Here is a 20112-nt window from a genome sequence, read left to right on the forward strand (position 1 = left end):
TCATTCGGTGCGTGGCTGGGTGCTGAGAGGTAGATGTGGGTAAACCCTTGATTTCTGTCCTGGTGCCTTGTTTCAACCGTGAGCACTACATAGAGGAGGCTCTGCTGAGCATCCTCGAGCAGGACTATCCGAACTTCGAGCTGATCGTCGTCGACGACGGTTCCCAGGACGCCAGCGTCGAGAAGATCGAGGCGTTGCGGCAGCGCTACGCCTTCCAGTTCTACCGGCAAGCCAATCAGGGTGTCAGCGCCACGCTGAACAATGCCCTGAGCCACGCGCGCGGCGAGTACATCGCGACGCCGGACTCCGATGACGTGATGTTGCCGGGGCGCTTGAGCCTGCAGGCGGCCTACCTCGACGCGCATCCCGAGGTCGGTTGCGTCGGCGCGCAGGTGATCTACGTCGACTCGCAGGGGCGCCGGCTCAAGGCGGAGAAGGGGACGCGCGTGCGCCGTTATGCGTTCGACGAGTTGCTCGCTACCGCGCATGCGGTCGGCGCGCCTGTCGCCCTGTATCGGCGCGAAGCGCTCGAACGAGCCGGGGGCTACGACCCGCAGATCAGGATTCAGGATTTCCAGATGACCCTGAAGATCGCCCATCTCGGCTATTGCATCGATGTCTTGCCCGATCTGGTGACGCTCTATCGCCGGCATACCGGAAACCTGTCGAAGACCGCCTACAAGCGGCAGCTCGACTACGACCTGATGGCGATCGCCCCCTATCGCGACCATCCGCGCTACAAGGCCGGAATGGCCTGTGTGATCAACAAGGCGCTCAAGCAGGCCGTGACCTCCGACAAGCGCTATGCCCTGTCGCTGTTCCTGATGTTGCCGCCCTGGCGCTGGAACCGGGTTACCTGGCGGCGCCTGCGGCATTTTCTATTCAAGTTCAGCCAGGAATGAATGTGGTGCGAATGATGGAGCACGCTGTACGTGCTTGGAATGCCTGGCTGCCGGCGGCATCGGTCAATGGTCGGACGGTGCCCAAGGGGGAGCGTTGGGCCGAGGCATTGTTGGGTCTCGGTGTCTTCTGGAGCATCGCCGGTGTGCTGCTGACGCCGTCGATGAAGTTCTACTACACCACGGTCGTGCTGTTCATCTATCTCCCCTCGCTCTGGCTGGTGATTGCACGCCGGGCTGAACTGGGGCGCCTGGTCCGTGCGCGCAAGGAGTTGTGGCTGTTCTTCCTGCTGTTCGCCTGGGCCAGCCTGTCCTTGTTGTGGAGTACGGGCGACTTCGAGCGCCTGGGAGCCCTCAAGGAGGCGGCACTCTTCGTGCTGCTGGTCTGCGGCTGGCTACTCTGGGGACGAGGCGGGGCGGCGCGGCTGCGCGGCATGCTGCTGGTGCTGGCGCTGCTCAATTGCCTGTACAGCCTGGCTGCCCTGGTGCTGGCCCCGAGCTATGACCAGGGGCGCCTGAGTGGTTTCGGCGGCTTCATGGACAACCCGAATGCCGCGGCCTATACCACGGCCCTCCTGCTGGTGCTGGCGATTCCTCTGGGGCCCCGCAGGCCCTGGGCGCGCCTTGCCTGGCTGGTCCTGCAGGCCGTGCCCCTGGCCTACGTGGTGATGTGTGGCAGTCGCGGGGCGCTGCTGGCCTTGATGGTCGCGGCGCTATCCGGCGTGCTGTTGGTTCCTGGCCTGAAGAGCAAACTCATCGCTCTCGGCTTGCCTGTCGCCGGGCTCGCCGTGCTGCGCCTCGAACCAGGGCTGTTGGCCCGTGGCGATGCGGAGCGCCTGGAGCTTTTGCACAGCTCCCTGCCGATCCTGCGCGAGCATTTCTGGACCGGGGTCGGCTATGGCACCGATTACCTGGTGCAGGGTTGGGCGGGCAACTTCCACGGCAACAGTCATAACTTCCTGCTGCATACGGCGATTCAATACGGCATCCCGGCGTTGCTGGCGTGGTTGCTGCTGTGGGCCATGCTCGGGCTGCAGGCCTGGCGTTGCCGGGCGACTCGCCTGGGCCTGGCGGTGCTGCTGCTGTGGGTGTATTCCAGCGTGGCCCTGCAGTTCGACGTGTTCAGTCTGTGGGAGCGCACCCGCGCCATGTGGCTGATTCCCTGGGTGGCGACCTTGCTCTGCCTGTGCCTGGAGCGTCGCCCGGAGCAAGCTTGAGACGTCACTCGGCGTTGAGTATCTGCCTCAGCGTCGCCTGGTCCCAGCGCACCGGGCTGCTCCGCAGGTAGGCCTTGCCCAGCGAGGCTCCCTGGTCGGCGAGCAGCCAGCGGCGGTCATCTTCGTAACGCAGCATGTGGGCGAAGTTGCGTTTTCTCTGCCGCCGGCTCAGCGCGCGGCGCATTTTGCGCATGTCCGCCAGGTCGATCAGGCCGAGCACGCCTTCCGGGGTTTCCACCACGTTGCCCAGGTGCAGCGAACGGAAGTACACGCCCTGTTCGTGCAATTCGGCGATCAGTTTGCCCAGGCGGGCGGGCAGCTCGGATGCCGTGCTGTCGGCGGCGATCAGTTGGCGCAGGGTCTGGCCAGGCAGCGGGCGGTAGTGCACCGCGTCGCGCTCGATGCTGCCGATGCGATAGACGCCGATGATGTCCGGACAGGGAATGCCCAGTCGGCTCAGGATTGCCGCGTTGTCGGCGAAGCGTTGGGCGTAGGGGTAGAGCGCTGCCGAAGAGATCAGGCGCTTGCGACGGAACAGCTTGAGAAAGTTGCCATCGGCCAGACGCAGGACCTTGTCGCCATGCTTGTCGGCCTCCAGCACGGTGGCCCCAGCGCGCAGTGATTCATAGGCGGAGTGGTCAAGGACTTGCATACCGGCTTCCTGATCGATAGCCGCTTATAGTATCCCAGCCGCCGGGCAAACGAGAGGCCTGTGATATAATCGCCGGCCTTTTCAGTGTGCGACCTCTACATGACCGGTAAAGACTCCGCAGCGCCCTCGAGCCTGAAGATCTACTTTCGCCTGCTTTCCTATGTGCGGCCGTACGTGGGCATCTTTGCACTGAGCATCGTCGGCTTCCTGATTTTCGCCGCCACCCAGCCCATGCTGGCCGGCATCCTCAAATTCTTCGTCGACGGCCTGTACAACCCGGAGGCGTCGCTCTTCCCCCACTCGTCATGGGCCTGGCTGCGCGATCTCAAGATGCTCTTCGCCGTGCCGATGCTGATGGTGCTGATCGCCGCCTGGCAAGGGATCGGCTCGTTCCTCGGCAACTACTTCATCGCCAAGGTTTCCCTGAGCCTGGTGCATGACCTGCGGGTGGCGCTGTTCAACAATCTGCTGGTCCTGCCCAACCGCTATTTCGACAGCCACAACTCCGGGCATCTGATCTCGCGCATCACCTTCAACGTGACCATGGTCACCGGCGCCGCCACCGACGCCATCAAGGTGGTGATCCGCGAAGGCATGACGGTGATCTTCCTGTTCGTCGCGCTGCTGTGGATGAACTGGAAACTGACCCTGGTGATGGTGGCCATTCTGCCGGTCATCGCCCTCATGGTGACCAGCGCCAGCCGCAAGTTCCGCAAGCAGAGCAAGAAGATCCAGGTGGCCATGGGCGACGTGACCCACGTGTCCTCGGAGACCATCCAGGGCTACCGCGTGGTGCGCAGCTTCGGTGGCGAACCCTTCGAGCGTCAGCGTTTCCTCAAGGTCAGCCTCGAGAACACCCTGAAGAACCTGCGCATGAACAAGACCTCGGCGGTCTACACCCCGATGCTGCAACTGGTGATCTTCACCGCCATGGCGGTGCTGCTGTACCTGGTGCTGTTGCTGCGTGGCGATGCCTCGGTGGGCGACCTGGTGGCGTACATTTCCATGGCCGCTTCCCTGCCCAAACCGATCCGCCAGTTGTCGGAAGTCAGCTCCACCATCCAGCGTGGGGTGGCCGGTGCCGAGAGCATCTTCGAGCAGTTGGACCAGACCCCGGAAGTGGACAACGGCACGGTCGAGCGCGAGCGCGTGGGGGGACGCCTCGAGGTGAAGAACCTCAGCTTCTCCTACCCCGGAAGCGACAAGCAGGTGCTCAACGATCTCAGCTTCAGCGTCGAGCCGGGGCAGATGGTGGCGCTGGTCGGTCGTTCCGGCAGCGGCAAGTCGACCCTGGCCAACCTGATCCCGCGCTTCTACAACCACAACGCCGGGCAGATCCTGCTCGATGGCGTGGATGTCGAAGACTACCGCCTGAGCAACCTGCGCAAGCACATCGCCCTGGTCACCCAGCAGGTCAACCTGTTCAACGACAGCGTGCTCAACAACATCGCCTACGGCGACCTCGCCGGGATGCCGCGCAGTGCGGTGGAGAAGGCCGCCGACGACGCCTTCGCCCGTGAGTTCATCGATCGCCTGCCGCAGGGCTTCGAAACCGAAGTCGGCGAGAACGGCGTGATGCTTTCCGGTGGCCAGCGCCAGCGTCTGGCGATTGCCCGCGCATTGCTCAAGGACGCCCCGGTGCTGATCCTCGACGAGGCCACCTCGGCGCTCGACACCGAGTCCGAGCGGCATATCCAGGCCGCCCTGGAGAAGGTCATGGAGGGCCGCACCACCCTGGTGATCGCCCACCGCCTGAGCACCATCGAAAGCGCCGACCTGATCCTGGTGATGGACCAGGGCCACATCGTCGAGCGCGGTACCCACAAGCAACTGATTGCGCAGAACGGCTACTACGCCCGCCTGCATGCCCGGCAGTTCGCCGACGAGCCCGCCGAGGATGGCGTCGGCGAGTCGGTCTGAGCATGTCGCTGCTCAATCACCTGCGCGTCTTCCGCGAACGCGGCTGGACCGCCATCGACGCGGCGGCCTACGCCGACGCCTGGCAGCGCTTCGGCGGCAGCGTGGCGACCCACCCGCAAGTGGTCGAGCGCCTGGCCGGCCTGGCGGGCATCCCGGTGCGCTACCTGGGCTGGATCGTCGATGGGCAAGTGCGCGCGGCCATTCCGGCCTGGGGCCGGCACCTGGCGTTGTCCAAGGAAGTGCTCAAGCACGCGGGCAAGAAGGCCCTGTTCGACCTCGGCAACGCCGAGGTCATCCTGCCGATCGCCGAGGATGCGCGCATTTCCCTACGTCATCGCGCCCGTTACCTTTCCGAACTCAACCGGGAACAGGTACTCGACCTGCGCCCGCAAGGCGAGGAGCTGGCGCTGAACCGCGCGCCGGCCGATTTCTCCAAGAAGTTCCGCTACAACCAGCGCCGCGAACAGCGCCTGCTGGAAGAAGCCGGCGGCGTGCTGCAGCCGATGGCCGAGCTGAGCCCCGCCGAGCAGGCGGCGATCTACGCCGATTTGTTCCAGCGCCGCTGGAACTTCGAGGTGCCGGGCAAGGCGCGTCTGGCCGATGTCTTTGGCCTGATGCGCGAATTCATGCGTGGCTCGCTGGTGTTGCTGGACGGCGAACCGGTGGCGATCCAGATTCTCTACCGGGTCGAATCGCCGAAATGGATCAGCGTCGAATACATCAACGGTGGCGTGGCGCCGGAGAACCGCGAGTTCAGTCCCGGCAGCGTGCTCAGCTTCGTCAACACCCAGCAGGCCTGGGCCGAGGCCGAAGCCCTGGGCAAGCCGCTACGCTATTCCTTCGGCCGCGCCGATCGCGAGTACAAGGACCGTTGGTGCCACCGCGTGCCGGTCTTCCAGGTCTGAGCGCGCACCCCTAACCCTGTTGGCAGGGCCTCTTCGCCAGGCGTAGGCCAGGCCGATGACAGAGCCTCGGAGAACCCGGATGAGCGCACGCAAGCAGCAACTGCTGAAAGAGCACCGCCGAAAGAAGCGCCTGGTGCTGCTGGGGGCCGTGCTGGCGCTGGTCCTGCTCGGCATTTTCGCGCCCTGGTGGAGCGTGCCGCTGGCGCTGCTGCTGGGTTGGGTGGCCCACGAGGCCTGGTTCGCCGATCACCTGTTCTATTCGCCGGGCGATGACTACCGCTACGACTTTCCCGAGGCGCAGCTCAAGCTGCCGGTGGCGATCGGCGCGCATGGCCTGCACATCGCCGAAGGCGCCCTGGCGGATGGCTACGAAAGCCTGTTCCTGCAGGTCCGGGTGAAGTCCACCTGGCTCGGACGCTGGCTCGATCCGCAGGTGCTGATCGAGGGCGACGCGCAGGACCGCCAGGACTTCGAGCGCGGCGTCGACGGCATTCGCTACCTCAACCTCTCCGGCCAGGGCGCGGCGCTGCGCGCCGGGCACCTGCGCCTGCGTGGCCGGCATTGCCGCCTGGACAGCCAGGGTAGCCTGCACGCCTTCAGCAACCCGGATTACGCCGGGCGCCGCCTGCTGGTCATCGCGCCCCACGCCGATGATGCGGAGCTCGCGGCCTTTGGCCTTTACAGCCGCGCCAGCGAGGTGGCCATCGTCACCCTGACCCAGGGCGAGATCGAGGCCGAGCATTACCAGCGCCTGGGCTTGGACAAGGCCGCCGCGGCGCGGCTCAAGGGCCGCCTGCGCGGTTGGGACAGCCTGGCGGTGCCGCTCTGGGGCGGCGTGCCGGCGCAGCGTTGCGTGCAACTGGGGTACTACTGCCTGCAACTGCCGGCCATGTACGCCGAACCGGAGAAAGCCTTCGGCTCGCGCGAGTCGGGCGAGAGCGACGTGCGCAGCCTGCGCCGACACAACCCGCTGACGCTGCCGGCCGATGCCGACGGCGTGCCCAGTTGGAACAACCTGGTCGCCGACCTCGTCGCGCTGCTCGAACATTTCCGTCCCGAGGTGCTGGTCACGCCGCACCCGCAACTCGACCCGCACGCCGATCACGTGCATGCCACCCGCGCCGTGCAGGCGGCGGTCGAGCGCAGCGCCTGGAAGCCCGAGACCTTGCTGCTCTACGCCAACCACCTGCATGACAACGACCGCTGGCCCATGGGGCCGGCCGACGGCGGCGTCGCCCTGCCGCCGTGCATTGAGGCGCTGCCGGCCGATCCGCTGTGGAGTCCCGTGCTGGATGCCGACCAGCGGTGCGACAAGGCCCAGGCGCTGGCCATGCAGCATGACCTGCAGGGGCCGCTGCCGGCCAAGAAGCGCCTGCGCCGCGTGATCCAGATGGCGTTGGCCGGGCGGCGTTGGCCGGCCACCGGCGAGGACGAGTTCTTCCGCAAGGCCGTGCGCCGCCACGAGCTGTTCTGGGTGCGCCGGCTGCGCTGAGCGGACGCCGCCCGGCGCCAGGCCGGGCCAGCGGCTATGGTATTATCCGCGCCGATTTCGACCTGCGGAGTTCCCATGAAACTGACCATGCCCCGTTTCGATCAGGCCCCTGTGCTGGTAGTCGGCGATGTAATGCTCGACCGCTATTGGCATGGCGCGACCTCGCGCATCTCGCCCGAGGCGCCGGTGCCGGTGGTGCGGGTCGAACAGCATGAGGACCGTCCGGGTGGCGCCGCCAACGTCGCGCTGAACCTGGCCGCGCTCGGTGCGCCGGCCTTCCTGGTTGGCGTCACCGGCGAAGACGAGGCTGCGGCGAGTCTGTCCGACAGCCTGCAGGCGGTTGGCGTGACCACTCGCTTCCAGCGCATCGCCGGGCAGCCGACCATCGTCAAGCTGCGCGTCATGAGCCGCCACCAACAATTGTTGCGGGTGGACTTCGAGGAGCCGTTCAAGACCGACGCCGCCGCCCTGGGCGCCGACGTCGAGGCACTGCTGGACAAGGTCCGCGTGCTGGTCCTCTCCGACTACGGCAAGGGCGCGCTGAAGAACCACCAGGAACTGATCCAGGCCGCGCGCAAACGCGGTATCCCGGTGCTGGCCGATCCCAAGGGCAAGGACTTCGGCATCTACCGTGGCGCCAGCCTGATCACGCCGAACCTCTCCGAATTCGAAGCCATCGTCGGCCGCTGCCAGGACGAGAGCGAACTGGTCGCCAAGGGCCTGAAACTGCTCGCCGAGCTGGAGCTGGGCGCACTGCTGGTGACTCGTGGCGAACACGGCATGACCCTGCTGCGCCCGGGCCACCCGGCGCTGCACCTGCCGGCGCGGGCCCGCGAAGTGTTCGACGTCACCGGCGCCGGCGACACGGTGATTTCCACCCTGGCCGGGGCCCTGGCCGCTGGCGAGGAGCTGCCGCAGGCGGTGGCCCTGGCCAACCTGGCTGCCGGCATCGTCGTCGGCAAGCTCGGCACCGCCGCCATCAGCGCCCCGGAACTGCGCCGCGCGGTCCAGCGCGAGCAGGGCTCGGAGCGCGGCGTGCTTGGCCTCGAACAACTCTTGCTGGCCATCGAGGACGCCCGCGCCCAGGGCGAGAAGATCGTCTTCACCAATGGCTGCTTCGACATCCTCCATGCCGGCCACGTCAGCTACCTGGAACAGGCGCGCGCCCAAGGCGACCGGCTGGTCGTGGCGATCAACGACGATGCCTCGGTGACCCGCCTGAAGGGGCCGGGCCGGCCGATCAACAGCGTCGACCGGCGCATGGCCGTGCTCGCCGGCCTGGGCGCGGTGGATTGGGTGGTGAGCTTCAGCGAGGACACCCCCGAACGCCTGCTCGGCCAGGTGCGCCCGGACGTGCTGGTCAAGGGCGGCGACTACTCGGTGGACCAGGTGGTCGGCGCTGACATCGTCGAAGGCTACGGCGGCGAGGTGCGGGTGCTCGGCCTGGTGCCGAACAGCTCGACCACGGCGATCGTCGAGAAGATCCGCCAGAAGCGCTGAGCGCTCCGCGCGGCCGGCAGGCGCCTGCGCCGCGCGCGGGCGTTCTCCGCCAGTGACCGCTCTGCCAGCGCGGCCCGGCAGAGCGGTCATGGTTCCCCCGTCGAGTCCCGGCGCATGATCCCCGGCATCCCATCCCCGCGTGGAGCGAGATGCCATGACCACCACCGTGCAGGGCCGCGCCCTGGCCATGCTCAACCGCGTCGCCCAGGCCGACTGGCCGGATCGCCTGAAACTGCGCAAACCCATCGAGAAGCTGCTCTACAGCGGCAGCCGCAGCGGCTTTCGCCTGGCCAGCGAGCGCGCCGCCAAGCAAGCCAGGGGACCGCGCCAGGTCGATCCGGACGGGCTCTTCGACCTCTCCCTCTCCGCAGAACAACGGATGCTGGTGGACATGCTCGAAGGTTTCGCCGCCGAGGTGCTGCGCCCGGCCGCCCATGCCGCCGACGCGACTGCCCGGCTGCCCGCCGCGTTGCTCAACCAGGTCGCTGAGCTGGGCCTGAGCCATTACGGCGTCGGCGAAGCGCATGGCGGCATGGCCGGCGAGCGCACGCTGCTGACCAATGCCTTGATCGGCGAAGCCCTGGCGCGTGGCGACCTGAGCCTGGCGGCGGCGCTACTGGTGCCGCTCTCGGCAGCCAACTGCCTGCGCCGCTGGGGCAGCGCCGAACAGCAGGCGCAGTGGCTGCCGGCCTTCGTCGCCGCGGATGGCCCGCCGTTGATCGCCATTGCCGTGAATGAGCCGCGGCCGCTGGGGCGTCCCGCCGAGCCGAAGACCCGGGCCCGCAAGCGCGCCGGCCATTACCTGCTCAGCGGGGAGAAGTCCCTGGTGCTGCGTGGCCTCGATGCCAGCCAACTGATCGTCGCCGCACAGGCCGCCGATGGCGCGGCGCTGTTTCTCGTCGATGCCAGCGCCAAAGGCGTCGAGCGCCTGCCGGAGCCGGCCATGGGACTCAAGGCCAGCGGCACCGCGCGGGTCCGCCTGAACGGCGTGAAGGTCGCCGCCGAACGCCGCCTGGCCGCGCCGGACTTCGACTTCCAGGCCTTCCTCGACCTCAGTGGCCTGGCCTGGTGCGCCCTGGCTGTGGGCACCGGGCAGGCGGCGCTGGATTACCTGATCGACTACTGCAACCAGCGCCAGGCCTTCGGCGAACCGATCAGCCATCGCCAGGGCGTGGCCTTCATGGTCGCCGACATTGCCATCGAACTGGATGCCATGCGCCTGCTGCTCTGGCGCGCCTGCGCCCTCGCCGAGCGCGGCCAGGCGTTTCCCCGCGAGGCCTACCTGGCGCGCCTGCTGTGTGCCGAGAAGGCGATGAAGATCGGCACCGACAGCGTGCAATTGCTCGGCGGCCACGGCTTCACTCAGGAGCATCCGGTCGAGCGCTGGTACCGCGATCTGCGCGCCGTGGCCGTGATGGCTGGCGGCGTCCACCTCTGAGGAGTGCAGCGATGTATCTGGAAACCCCGAAGAAATTCCGCGCCCTGGTCGATCAGGCGCACCAGGTGGCGCGGCACTACCTGCGGCCGATCTCGCGCAAGTACGACAAGGCCGAGCACGCCTATCCGAAGGAGCTGGACCTGCTCGCCGCGCTGCTCGATGGCATGAACGCCGGCTCGCCGGATGCGGTCGGCGCCGACTCGGCGAGCAAGCGCAAGGACACTGCAGTCGAGGAGGGTGTGAAGAACGGCGGCAACCTCGCGGCCTGCCTGGGCGTGATGGAAATGTGCTGGGGCGATGTCGGCCTGCTCCTGGGCATGCCGCGCCAGGGCCTGGGCAATGCCGCCATCGCCGCGGTGGCCAACGACGAACAGCGCGAACGCTTCAGTGGCATCTGGGCGGCCATGGCCATCACCGAGCCCGGCTGCGGCTCGGACTCGGCGGCGATCCGCACCAGCGCCACCCGCGACGGCGAGCACTATGTGCTCAATGGCGAGAAGATCTTCGTCACCTCGGGCGCACGGGCCGATGCGGTGGTGGTCTGGGCCACCCTGGACCGCAACCTGGGGCGGGCGGCGATCAAGTCCTTCGTGGTGGAGAAGGGCACGCCGGGCATGAGCGTCACGCGGCTGGAAAAGAAGCTCGGCATCAAGGCTTCGGATACCGCCTCGATCAGCTTCAACGACTGCCGGGTACCGGCGGCCAATCTGCTGGGCAACGCCGAGATCGATGTGCAGAAGGGCTTCGCCGGGGTCATGGAAACCTTCGACAACACCCGTCCGCTGGTGGCGGCCATGGCGGTGGGCGTGGCCAAGGCGTCGCTGCAGCGTACCCGTGAATTGTTGAAGAGCGCCGGTTGTCGTTGCGACTACCGCGAGCCGCCGCTCACGGCCAGTCACGCCGAGGCGACGCTGTACCGTCTGGAGGCGGAATGGGAAGCGGCGCGCCTGCTGACCCTGAAGGCCGCCTGGATGGCCGACAACCGCCTGCCCAATTCGAAGGAGGCGTCCATCGCCAAGGCCAAGGCCGGGCGGGTGGCCAACGAGATCACCCTGAAATGCGTCGAACTGGCCGGTGTCCTCGGTTATGGCGAGGACGAACTGCTGGAGAAGTGGGCGCGCGACTCGAAGATTCTCGATATCTTCGAAGGCACCCAGCAGATCCAGTTGCTGATCATCGCCCGGCGCTTGCTGGGCAAGAGTTCCAGCCAGTTGAAGTGAGGCACGGAGCCGCCGCAGGCCGGATCGGCTGCGTGGCGTTCGCCGCGGCCTGCGAATCGTCCTGCGCAGGCCGCGACAAGCGGCTTCAGGCGCTGGCGCGCTTGCCCTTGCCGGAGTGACCATTGGCCGGCGGCCACATGTCCATCCAGTCGCGGAAGCGAATGCGCTCGTCATGCACCAGCCAGCCTTCCTGGCGGGCGAAGCTCTCCGCCAGCCAGACGCCACGGGTCGGCGCCTTGACCAGTTCGCCCTGGCGCAGGGTGAAGAGTTCGCCGCTGGGGCGGCCCTGGTCCAGTGGCAGCAGATAGAGGTCCGGGCGGCGGCGGTCGAGGCGCGCCACCAGCGGGCCGCTCTCCAGACGCTCGTCGACGTGGTAGAGGCTGACGTCGCGCAGGTCCCGGGGCAGTTCCATGCGCATGTCGTAGACCAGTTGCAGCGAGGCCGTCGGCACGTGCACGTAGGCGCGCGGGCGTTCGAGCAGGCGCAGGCTGCCGGTCTGCACCGGCCGTGCCGCGCCGGACAGCGGGGTGAGCTTGAAGTGGCTGGCGTCCAGGTAGTTCAGCGCGCCCTCGTAAGGCGTCGGCAGCCAGAGGTCGCCGAAGCGCCCGCCGAGCCAGCCGTCGGCGGTTTCCACCAGGCATTCCTCGGCCACTTCCTGGATCGCGGTGAGCAGCGGCAGGTTCAGCTCGTGGGACGGCACATAGCCGGAGATCAGCTTGAGCACGGTGTCGCCACGGTCGGCGCGGCGCTGGCGTACCAGCACCCAGTGATCGCAGCCCTGCCAGTTCAGGGTCAGGCGCACGGACACGCCGAGGTTGGCCAGTTCGGTACTGAAGCGTTCGCTATCGGCCACGTGCAGCGGCCGGCGGCGCTCCAGCATCTGGGAAAAGTTCAGCGGCAGGCCGAGCGGCTGATAGGCCAGGCCGTCGCTGCCGGCTTCCACCAGCAGCGGAAGGGTCTTGAAAGTGGTCGGATCCTTGCGGGCGAGCGTACGGGGCATGTGGGGTCCTCATCGTACCGGGCGCGTCGGACCGCTGATGGGGCGGTCCGGCCGATCGTTCCAGGGTGGCACCAGGCCTGAGGTCATCGCGGGCACATCGAAAAACCTCGATTATTTCGAGGCTATCCCTGTGAAGGGGGGATTATTCGATTGTTTATCCTGCAAATGGCTGTCTGGCGGCATTTTCACGTGTCCGCGGTTTCTCACCGCGGAGACTGAGCATGGCACAGGAACGCCTGATTTGTGTCAACCTTGGATGACTGCCGATCAGCGGTAGCGCCTGCCGCCGGGCTAGGCGCGGCGCGGCTCACCGAGAACTTCCGCGGCCAGGGCGACGTTGTGTCGCAGGTGTTGCGGATTGATGGTGCCGACGATGGCGGCGCCGACGCCGGGATGGCCGAAGACCAGTTCGAAACTGGCGCGCAGCGGGTCTTCGCCGGCGGCGAGGCAGGCATGGCCGCTGGCCAGGGCCTTCTTCACCAGGATGCCGCGACCGCTGGCCAGGGCCTGGTCGATCACCGGCTTCTCGGCCTGTTCGTTGAGGTTGTAGGTGACCATGGCGCAGTCGCCGCGCTGCAGCGCGAGCAGGCCGCCGGCGACGGTCTTGCCGGAGAACCCGAAGGCGCGGATCAGGCCTTCTTCCTTGAGGCGTTCTAGGGTTTCGTAGACCGCCGTGTGCTTGAGAATCTCCAGGTCGTTGCCGTCGGAGTGCACCAGCACCATGTCCAGGTAATCGGTTTCCAGGCGCTTGAGGCTGCGTTCGACGGAGAAGCGCGTGTGCGCCGCGCTGAAGTCGAAGCGCGACTGGCCGTTCTCGAATTCTTCGCCGGTCTTGCTGACGATCACCCAGGCGTCGCGCTGGCCGCGCAGCAGCGGGCCGAGGCGTTCCTCGCTGCGGCCATAGGCCGGCGCGGTGTCGAGCAGGTTGATGCCCAGCTCGCGGGCCAGGGCGAGCAGGTCGGCGGCTTCGCGGTCATCCGGGATACGGAAGCCGGCGGGGTATTTGACGCCCTGGTCGCGGCCCAGTTTGACGGTGCCCAGGCCCAGCGGTGAAACCGTCAGGCCGGTTGCGCCCAGCGGGCGTTGCAGCGCATGCAGGCTGGTCATGGCAGCAGCTCCTCCCACACCGGACGCGCCAGTGGCGGGCGCGGCAGTGCTGGCAGCGGCAGCGCGGCGCCGGGCTGGATGCCATCGCGTTGCAGGGCTTCGAAGACGCGGTCGGCGAAGTTGGGTGACAGCGCCAGTTTGGTCGGCCAGCCCACCAGCAGGCGCCCCTGCTCGGCGAGGAAGGCGCTGTCCGGGCGCAGCAGATTGGATTGCGCCGGCTCCGCGCGATCGACACGCAGGGTGGCCCAGCGTGCCGCGGAGAGGTCGATCCACGGCAGCAGCTTGCCCAGTTCGCGCTGCGCTTCGGCGATCTGCGCGGCCGCGTCGCGGGCCACGCCGTCGGCTTCGGCGATATCGCCGCCGAGGTACCAGACCCACTGGCCGTCGGCGGCCGGGTGAGTGGTGACGGTGACCCGCGGCTTGGGGCCGCCGCCAACGCAGTGGGCGTACAACGGCTTCAGGGTCGGCGCCTTGACCAGCACCATGTGTAGCGGGCGGCGCTGCATCGCCGGTTGTTCCAGGCCGAGTTCGCGCAGCAGCGCCTCGTTGCCGGCGCCGGCGGCGAGCACCACGCGCTGGGCGCGGATCTCGCGCTCGTCGACCCGCAGGCCGAGCAGTTCGTTGCCGTCGCGCAGCGCGCTGATGCGTTCGCCGGCGAGCAGGCTGCCGGCGGCCAGTTCCGCCAGGCGGGCGATCAGGCTGGGCACGTCCAGCACCAACTCGCTCAAGCGGTAGGCCTTGCCCTTGAACGCTTTGTCGCGCAGGGCCGGCGGCAGCTCATCGCCCTTCACCTGGGCGACCCGGCTGCGCACTGCCTTGCTGGCGAAGAAGCTGGTGAGGTTGCCGGCCAGGCCGCCGGGCGACCACAGGTAGTGGGCGTCGGAGAGCACGCGCACGCCGCGCAGGTCGACTTCGCCTTCGCCGGCCAGGCAGCGGCGCCACAGCGAGGGCATGTCGGCGATGGCTTCCGAGGCGCCGGTCAAGGCGCCGTGCAGGGCGTACTTGGTGCCGCCATGGATGATCCCTTGCGAGCGCATGCTCTGCACGCCGCCGAGCGCGGTGTTTTCCACCAGTACGGTGGAATAGCCGGCGCGGCGCAGGCGGGCGTTCAGCCAGAGGCCGGCGATGCCGCCGCCGACGATGAGGATGTCGGTGCTCAGGGATTGGGTCATGGAAGGGCGCGCCTCGGGAAAAACGAAGCGCGCAGTATAACCTCGCCCGCCAGGCAACCGGCTCGCCGATCGAGCGAGCCGGGGTGCGGCTCAGTGGCCGGTGTTGTGCGAGAACAGCTGGATCACCACCACCCCGCTGACGATCAACCCCATGCCCAGCAGCGCCGGGGTGTCCAGCTTCTGCTGGTAGAGCACCAGGGCGGCAACGCTGACCAGCACGATGCCCAGCCCGGCCCAGATGGCGTAGGCGATGCCCACCGGGATGCTGCGCACCACCAGGGTCAGCATCCAGAAGGACAGGCTGTAGCCGACGATCACCAGCAGCAGCGGCAGGGGAGTGCTCAGGCCTTTTACCGACTTCAGCGAAGCGGTGGCGATGACTTCAGCGACGATGGCGATGGCGAGGTAGAGATAGCCGGGCATGTTCAGTCCTCCCTTGTGATGGTTGGGCATTCTAGTCGCCTGGGTGATGGGATAAAGTCATTACCTATCTGTCTTGGAGATAGGCTATGCAGTGGAACCTGGAACAGCTTCGGCTCTTCGTCAGCGTTGCCGACCAATCCTCCTTCTCGGCGGCGGCGCGCCGGCTCAAGCGAGTGCAGTCGGCGGTCAGCTCATCCATCGCCCTGCTGGAAAGCGATCTCGGCGTGACCCTGTTCGAGCGCAGCAGCGGTCGCCAGCCGGTGCTGACCCAGGAGGGCCGCGCGCTGCTGGATGAGGCGCGCGAGGTGTTGCGCCAGTGCGAGCGCCTGGAAAGCCGGGCGATGGCGCTGGTGCGTGGCGAGGAAGCGCGCCTGCGCCTGGCCCAGGACGAGGCCATGCCCTATCAACCCGTGCTCTCCGGGCTGCAGGCCCTGGCCCAGGCCTTTCCCCTGCTCGAAGTGCAACTGGCCAGCGGCGCCCAGGGCGACGTGGCGCGCAAGCTGCTGGAACGGCGCGCCGACCTCGGCCTGCTGTTCCACCACGAAGGCATGCCGGCGGCGCTGGAGCGTCAGCGCCTGGGCACCATCGAGATGGTCACGGTGTGTGGCGCCGGTCACGCCCTGGCGCAGTTGGCGTACGCCGATCGGCGCGAGCTGGCGCGGCACCGCCAGTTGCTGATGGCGCCGCAGGACAGCCATTACCCCGGCGGCGAGCAGATCAGCCCGCTGGTCTGGCGCGCCGACAGCTTCTACGCCATGGCCGAACTGCTGATGCGCGATCTCGGCTGGGCCTGGCTGCCGCGCCATGTGGCGCAGTACCCGGCCTATCAGTCACTGCTGGTGGAACTGGAAAGCGACTGGACGCCGCCGCCGCTGGTGGTGGAACTGGTCTGGCGCCGCGACGAGCCGCTGGGGCCGGCGGCCGAGTGGTTGGGCCGGTGCTTCGCCGAGCACCTGAAGGGCTAGGTTGCGGGCGAAAGCGATTCGCGCGCGGCGAGGCTTTTCTACAGGTGAGCGTTTGCGGAGACGCTCGGGCAGCCAGCTGGGCGCGGTTATTTGCTACTCTCCGCGGCCATGAACCGGACCCTCTATTCCCTGCTGTTCCACCTGGGCCTGCCGCTGGTCGCGCTGCGCCTGTTCCTGCGTTCGCGCAAGGCGCCGGCCTACGCCCGGCGTATCGGTGAACGCTTCGCCCTCGGCCTGCCGCCGCTGCGCCCCGGCGGTATCTGGGTGCATGCCGTGTCGGTGGGCGAGAGCATCGCCGCGGCGCCGATGATCCGTGCCTTGCTGGCGCGCCATCCGGAGCTGCCGATCACCGTCACCTGCATGACCCCGACCGGCTCCGAGCGCATCCGCGCGCTGTTCGGCGAGCAGGTCCAGCATTGCTACCTGCCCTATGACCTGCCTTGGGCCGCGGCGCGCTTCCTCGATCGCGTGCGTCCGCGCCTGGCGGTGATCATGGAAACCGAGCTGTGGCCCAACCACATCCACCAGTGCGCCCGCCGTGGCATTCCGGTGGCGCTGGCCAACGCGCGCCTGTCCGAGCGTTCGGCGCGGGGGTATGCGCGTTTCGCCGGGCTGACCCGGCCGATGCTGGCCGAGATGAGCTGGTTCGCCGTGCAGACCGAGGCCGAGGCCCAGCGCTTCCGCGACCTCGGTGCGCGCCCCGAATGCGTGAGCGTCACCGGCTCGATCAAGTTCGACCTGCGCATCGACCCGCAACTGCTGGCGCGCGCCGCCGCCCTGCGTGCCGACTGGCAGGCTGCGCAACGGCCGGTGTGGATCGCCGCCAGTACCCATGCCGGCGAGGACGAAATCATCCTCGCCGCCCACCGCAAGTTGTTGCAGACGCATCCCGCCGCCCTGCTGATCCTGGTGCCGCGCCACCCCGAGCGCTTCAACGGCGTCCATGAGCTGTGCCGCCGCGAAGGTTTCGCCTGTGTACGCCGTTCCAGCGGCGAGGCAGTGAGCGCACAGACGTCGGTGCTGCTCGGCGACACCATGGGCGAGTTGCTGTTCCTCTATGCCCTGGCCGATGTCGCCTTCGTCGGCGGCAGCCTGGTCGAGAACGGCGGGCACAACCTGCTGGAGCCGGCGGCGCTGGGTAAGCCGGTGCTGTCCGGGGTACACCTGTTCAACTTCCTGGATATCGCCGCGCAACTGCGGGCGGTCGGTGCCCTGCGCGAAGTGCTGGATGCGCCGGGGCTGGCGCTGGCGGTCGGGCAATTGTGGGACGAACCCGAGACCGCGCGGCAGATGAGCGCTGCCGGACTGGGCGTACTGCGCGCCAACCAGGGGGCGCTGCAACGGCTGCTCGACGGTTTGGCGCGTCTGCTGGGCGCGGGGCGTCGAGGGGACTGAGTCCGGTCCTGGCTGGCGAGCGGATGCACCGGGAATCGCTTCGCTCCTCCCATCCTGGCGTTGACAGGCCAGCGTCCTTCGCGGCTTGGGTAAAGCCTGCGCCGCGCGGCTCAGAAGGTCGGCGGGGTGATGACCCAGAGCACCACGGCGTCCACCTCTCCCGGGTTGCCGTAACGGTGCGGCTCCTGGCTGGCGTAGCTGAAGCTGTCGCCCTCGCCGAGGCGGAAGTGCCGTTCGCCCACCCATAGCTCGAAAGTGCCGCTGAGGATGTAGCCGGCTTCCTCGCCGTCGTGGCTGTAGCTCTGCTGGCTGTAGGCGCCGGGCGGGAAGCGCGAGTGGAGGATTTCCAGTTGCCGTGTGGGTTGCGGGCTGAGCAGTTCGTCGACGATGCCGTCTTCGTAATGCACGCTGGTGCGGGCGTTGCGCCGCACCACATAGCCGGCGTCGGCCGGATCGGCCTGGACTTCGCTGGCGAAGAACCACTGGATGGTCACGCCCAGGGCGCGGGCAATGTTGAACAGCGCCGGGATCGACGGGTAGGCGAGGTTGCGCTCCAACTGGCTGATGTAGCCGGCGGTGAGCTGGCTCTGCTCGGCCAGCTCGGCCAGGGTCATGCCGCGGCGTTTGCGCAGGCCGCGAATGCGTGTGCCGAGGAACTGCGCTTCAGTGCTGGCGGGTGCTTCCTGCGGGGCTTTCGGGCTCATGCGGCGAGGGTCCTGGCGAGTCGGTCGAGGGGCATTCTAAACAATGCGACGCGCCTGTGCGGCGGATAACGCCCGCGGCGCCATCCCTACGCGGTCCCGCGGGCCTGTGGCGTACGACCGTTCGCGGCCGTACGCCGTTTCTCAGATCGCCCAACCGGCCTTGAGCCCCTCGTAGATCGCCTCTTCCGCGGTGCGCGGTGCCAGGCAGTCGCCGATCCGCTGGTAGGCCACCAGGCCGTGCAGCTCGGCGGCCAGGTTATCCACCGGTTGGTGGCCCTGGCACAGCACCAGGGTGTCGATGCCTTCGACGATCATCGGCTCGCCGCTGGCGGTGTGTTGCAGGTAGACGCTGCTGTCGTCGCAGCCGTACAGGCGTGCGTAGGGCGTGACCGGGATGCCCAGACGGTGCAGTTCGCCGGCCAGGTGGTCGCGGACATACAGCGGCAGGCTCTCGCCGGCATGGGTGCCGTTCACTGCCAGTTGCACCTGGTGACCTTCGCGTACCAGGCGTTCGGCGATGCCGGGGCCGATCCAGTCGCAGCGCCAGTCGCTGACCAGCACCGAGCGGCCGACCTTGACCTCGCCGCGCAGCACTTGCCAGGCGTCCACCACCTGCAACTCGCCGCCGCGCTCGAAGGGTGGCCAATAGGGTTCGGCGCCGGTGGCGACAATCACCACGTCCGGCCGCTCGCGTTCGACCAGGGCGCGGTCGACGCGGGTGTTGCGCCGCACCTCGACGCCGGCCAGTTGCATCTCGCGTTGCAGGTTGGTCGAGGCGCCGCCGAATTCGGCCCGGCGCGGCAGTAGTTGCGCCAGGTTGACCTGGCCGCCGAGCTGCGCGCCGGCCTCGCAGAGGGTCACCTGGTGACCGCGTTGCGCCGCCACCGCGGCGGCCTTCATGCCTGCCGGCCCGCCGCCGACCACCAGCACGCGCTTGCGCTGGGTCGCGGGTCGCAACTGGCCATAGTGCAGTTCGCGGCCGGTTTCCGGGTGCTGGATGCAGGAGATCGGATAGCCCCGGTGGAAGTGGCCGATGCACGCCTGGTTGCAGGCGATGCAGGCGCGCACGTCGTCGTGGCGGCCGCTGCCGGCCTTGTTCGGCATCTGCGGGTCGCAGATCAGCGCGCGGGTCATGCCGCAGACGTCGGCCTGGCCGCGGGCGATGATCTGCTCGGCTTCCTGCGGCTGGTTGATGCGCCCGGTGACGAACAGCGGGAGGTCCAGGCGTGCCTTGAAGGTCGCCGCGTTGGACGCCAGGTAGGCGGCCTCGATGGCCATCGGCGGGACGATGTGGATGGCGCCGCCAAGGGATGCCGAGGTGCCGGCGACCAGGTGCACGTAGTCCAGTTCGCCTTGCAGCGCTTGCACCGCCTGCAGCGATTCGTCCTCGGTCAGCCCCTCGGGATCGCGCTCGTCGGCGGAGATGCGCAGGCCGACGATAAAGGCGTCGTCGGTGGCGGCGCGCACCGCCGCCAGCACTTCGCGGGTGAAGCGCAGGCGCGCGTCGAGGTCGCCGTTGTAGCCGTCGCTGCGGCGGTTCACCCGCGGGTTGAGGAATTGCGCCGGCAGGTAGCCGTGGCTGGCCACCACTTCCACGCCGTCCAGCCCGGCCTGATGCAGGCGGCGCGCGGCGGCGGCGTAGCCGGCGACTATCTCGTCGATCAGCGCCTGGTCGAGTTCGCGCGGCATGACGCGGAAACGTTCGTTGGGCGACGCCGAGGCGGAGTAGGCCACCGCCAGCAGGCCATCGCTGGACTCCATGATCTCGCGGCCGGGATGGAAGATCTGCGACAGCAGTACCGTGCCTTCGGCATGGCAGGCCTCGGCGACGCGCCGGTAGCCGGGGATGCAGGCGTCGTCGGTGGCCATCAGCACGTGGGAGGTGTAGCGCGCGCTGTCGTGGACCCCGGCGACCTGCATCACGATCAGCCCGGCGCCACCTTCGGCGCGGGCCTTGTGGTAGGCCACCAGGGCGTCGTTGACCAGGTTGTCGGTGGGCATCGAGGTGTCGTGCCCGGTGGACATGATGCGGTTCTTCAGGCGCTTGCCGCGGATCGTCAGGGGGCTGAACAGGTGGGGAAAGGCATTCATGGTGGACCTCGT

At 68.1% G+C, this 20112-nt stretch carries 17 protein-coding genes; 10 read left to right on the forward strand and 7 right to left on the reverse strand.

Going from position 1 to position 20112, the window contains the following annotated elements; all coding sequences use genetic code 11:
• The first annotated feature begins 47 nt into the window (after nt 1-47).
• On the forward strand, nt 48-902 hold the full coding sequence (locus BLQ74_RS12660; RefSeq protein ID WP_280139860.1) for a glycosyltransferase family 2 protein: 855 nt from the start codon (nt 48-50) through the stop codon (nt 900-902).
• Nucleotides 903-916: 14 nt separating this feature from the next.
• On the forward strand, nt 917-2116 hold the full coding sequence (locus BLQ74_RS12665; RefSeq protein ID WP_244507187.1) for an O-antigen ligase family protein: 1200 nt from the start codon (nt 917-919) through the stop codon (nt 2114-2116).
• A 4-nt stretch (nt 2117-2120) separates the two neighbouring features.
• On the opposite strand, the gene BLQ74_RS12670 is transcribed toward BLQ74_RS12665, so the two are convergent.
• Nucleotides 2121-2768, reverse strand: coding sequence for a phosphotransferase (locus tag BLQ74_RS12670; protein ID WP_090262932.1), 648 nt, complete (start codon nt 2766-2768; stop codon nt 2121-2123).
• A 99-nt stretch (nt 2769-2867) separates the two neighbouring features.
• On the opposite strand from BLQ74_RS12670, the gene msbA reads away from it, so the two are divergent.
• The 6 genes from msbA (at nt 2868) to BLQ74_RS12700 (ending at nt 11243) form a co-directional block, all read left to right on the forward strand.
• On the forward strand, nt 2868-4688 hold the full coding sequence (msbA, locus tag BLQ74_RS12675; RefSeq protein ID WP_090263330.1) for a lipid A export permease/ATP-binding protein MsbA: 1821 nt from the start codon (nt 2868-2870) through the stop codon (nt 4686-4688).
• A 2-nt stretch (nt 4689-4690) separates the two neighbouring features.
• On the forward strand, nt 4691-5593 hold the full coding sequence (locus BLQ74_RS12680) for a GNAT family N-acetyltransferase (RefSeq protein WP_374439337.1): 903 nt from the start codon (nt 4691-4693) through the stop codon (nt 5591-5593).
• A 79-nt stretch (nt 5594-5672) separates the two neighbouring features.
• Nucleotides 5673-7085, forward strand: coding sequence for a PIG-L deacetylase family protein (locus tag BLQ74_RS12685; protein WP_090262933.1), 1413 nt, complete (start codon nt 5673-5675; stop codon nt 7083-7085).
• Between the two features lie 75 nt (nt 7086-7160).
• Nucleotides 7161-8585, forward strand: coding sequence for a bifunctional D-glycero-beta-D-manno-heptose-7-phosphate kinase/D-glycero-beta-D-manno-heptose 1-phosphate adenylyltransferase HldE (hldE, locus tag BLQ74_RS12690; protein WP_090262934.1), 1425 nt, complete (start codon nt 7161-7163; stop codon nt 8583-8585).
• Between the two features lie 154 nt (nt 8586-8739).
• Nucleotides 8740-10023 (forward strand): acyl-CoA dehydrogenase family protein, encoded by a 1284-nt coding sequence (locus BLQ74_RS12695; RefSeq protein WP_090262935.1) that lies wholly within the window; start codon nt 8740-8742, stop codon nt 10021-10023.
• Between the two features lie 11 nt (nt 10024-10034).
• A complete protein-coding gene (locus tag BLQ74_RS12700) occupies nt 10035-11243 on the forward strand; it encodes an acyl-CoA dehydrogenase family protein (RefSeq protein WP_090262936.1) in 1209 nt (402 codons plus the stop codon).
• An 85-nt stretch (nt 11244-11328) separates the two neighbouring features.
• Here BLQ74_RS12700 and BLQ74_RS12705 read toward each other — a convergent pair whose 3' ends face one another.
• The 4 genes from BLQ74_RS12705 to BLQ74_RS12720 all read right to left on the reverse strand — a co-directional run bounded on the left by BLQ74_RS12705 (nt 11329) and on the right by BLQ74_RS12720 (nt 14945).
• Nucleotides 11329-12243: a metal ABC transporter ATPase gene (locus BLQ74_RS12705; RefSeq protein WP_090262937.1), complete on the reverse strand. Its 915-nt coding sequence runs from the start codon at nt 12241-12243 to the stop codon at nt 11329-11331.
• Between the two features lie 291 nt (nt 12244-12534).
• Nucleotides 12535-13350, reverse strand: a complete 816-nt coding sequence (locus BLQ74_RS12710) for an aldo/keto reductase (protein WP_090262938.1) — start codon at nt 13348-13350, stop codon at nt 12535-12537.
• Nucleotides 13347-14522, reverse strand: a complete 1176-nt coding sequence (locus BLQ74_RS12715; protein WP_090262939.1) for an NAD(P)/FAD-dependent oxidoreductase — start codon at nt 14520-14522, stop codon at nt 13347-13349. The genes BLQ74_RS12710 and BLQ74_RS12715 overlap by 4 nt, the downstream gene beginning before the upstream one ends.
• Before the next feature lie 90 nt (nt 14523-14612).
• Entirely contained in the window at nt 14613-14945 is a 333-nt protein-coding gene (locus tag BLQ74_RS12720; protein ID WP_090262940.1) for a DMT family transporter, read from the reverse strand.
• Between the two features lie 86 nt (nt 14946-15031).
• Between BLQ74_RS12720 and BLQ74_RS12725 the strand changes: the two genes are divergently transcribed.
• Complete coding sequence (locus BLQ74_RS12725) at nt 15032-15910, forward strand: LysR family transcriptional regulator (protein ID WP_090262941.1); 879 nt, start codon at nt 15032-15034, stop codon at nt 15908-15910.
• 108 nt (nt 15911-16018) lie between these two features.
• Nucleotides 16019-17305 carry a lipid IV(A) 3-deoxy-D-manno-octulosonic acid transferase gene (gene waaA / locus BLQ74_RS12730; protein WP_090263334.1) on the forward strand — a complete coding sequence of 429 codons (1287 nt, stop codon included), beginning with the start codon at nt 16019-16021 and terminating at the stop codon, nt 17303-17305.
• Nucleotides 17306-17415: 110 nt separating this feature from the next.
• Here waaA and BLQ74_RS12735 read toward each other — a convergent pair whose 3' ends face one another.
• Both BLQ74_RS12735 and BLQ74_RS12740 read right to left on the reverse strand, forming a co-directional pair.
• Entirely contained in the window at nt 17416-18009 is a 594-nt protein-coding gene (locus BLQ74_RS12735; RefSeq protein ID WP_090262942.1) for a helix-turn-helix domain-containing protein, read from the reverse strand.
• Between the two features lie 141 nt (nt 18010-18150).
• Entirely contained in the window at nt 18151-20100 is a 1950-nt protein-coding gene (locus tag BLQ74_RS12740) for an oxidoreductase (RefSeq protein ID WP_090262943.1), read from the reverse strand.
• Nucleotides 20101-20112: the final 12 nt, after the last annotated feature.

The organism is Pseudomonas panipatensis (assembly GCF_900099785.1).
Classification (GTDB): Bacteria; Pseudomonadota; Gammaproteobacteria; order Pseudomonadales; family Pseudomonadaceae; genus Pseudomonas; species Pseudomonas panipatensis.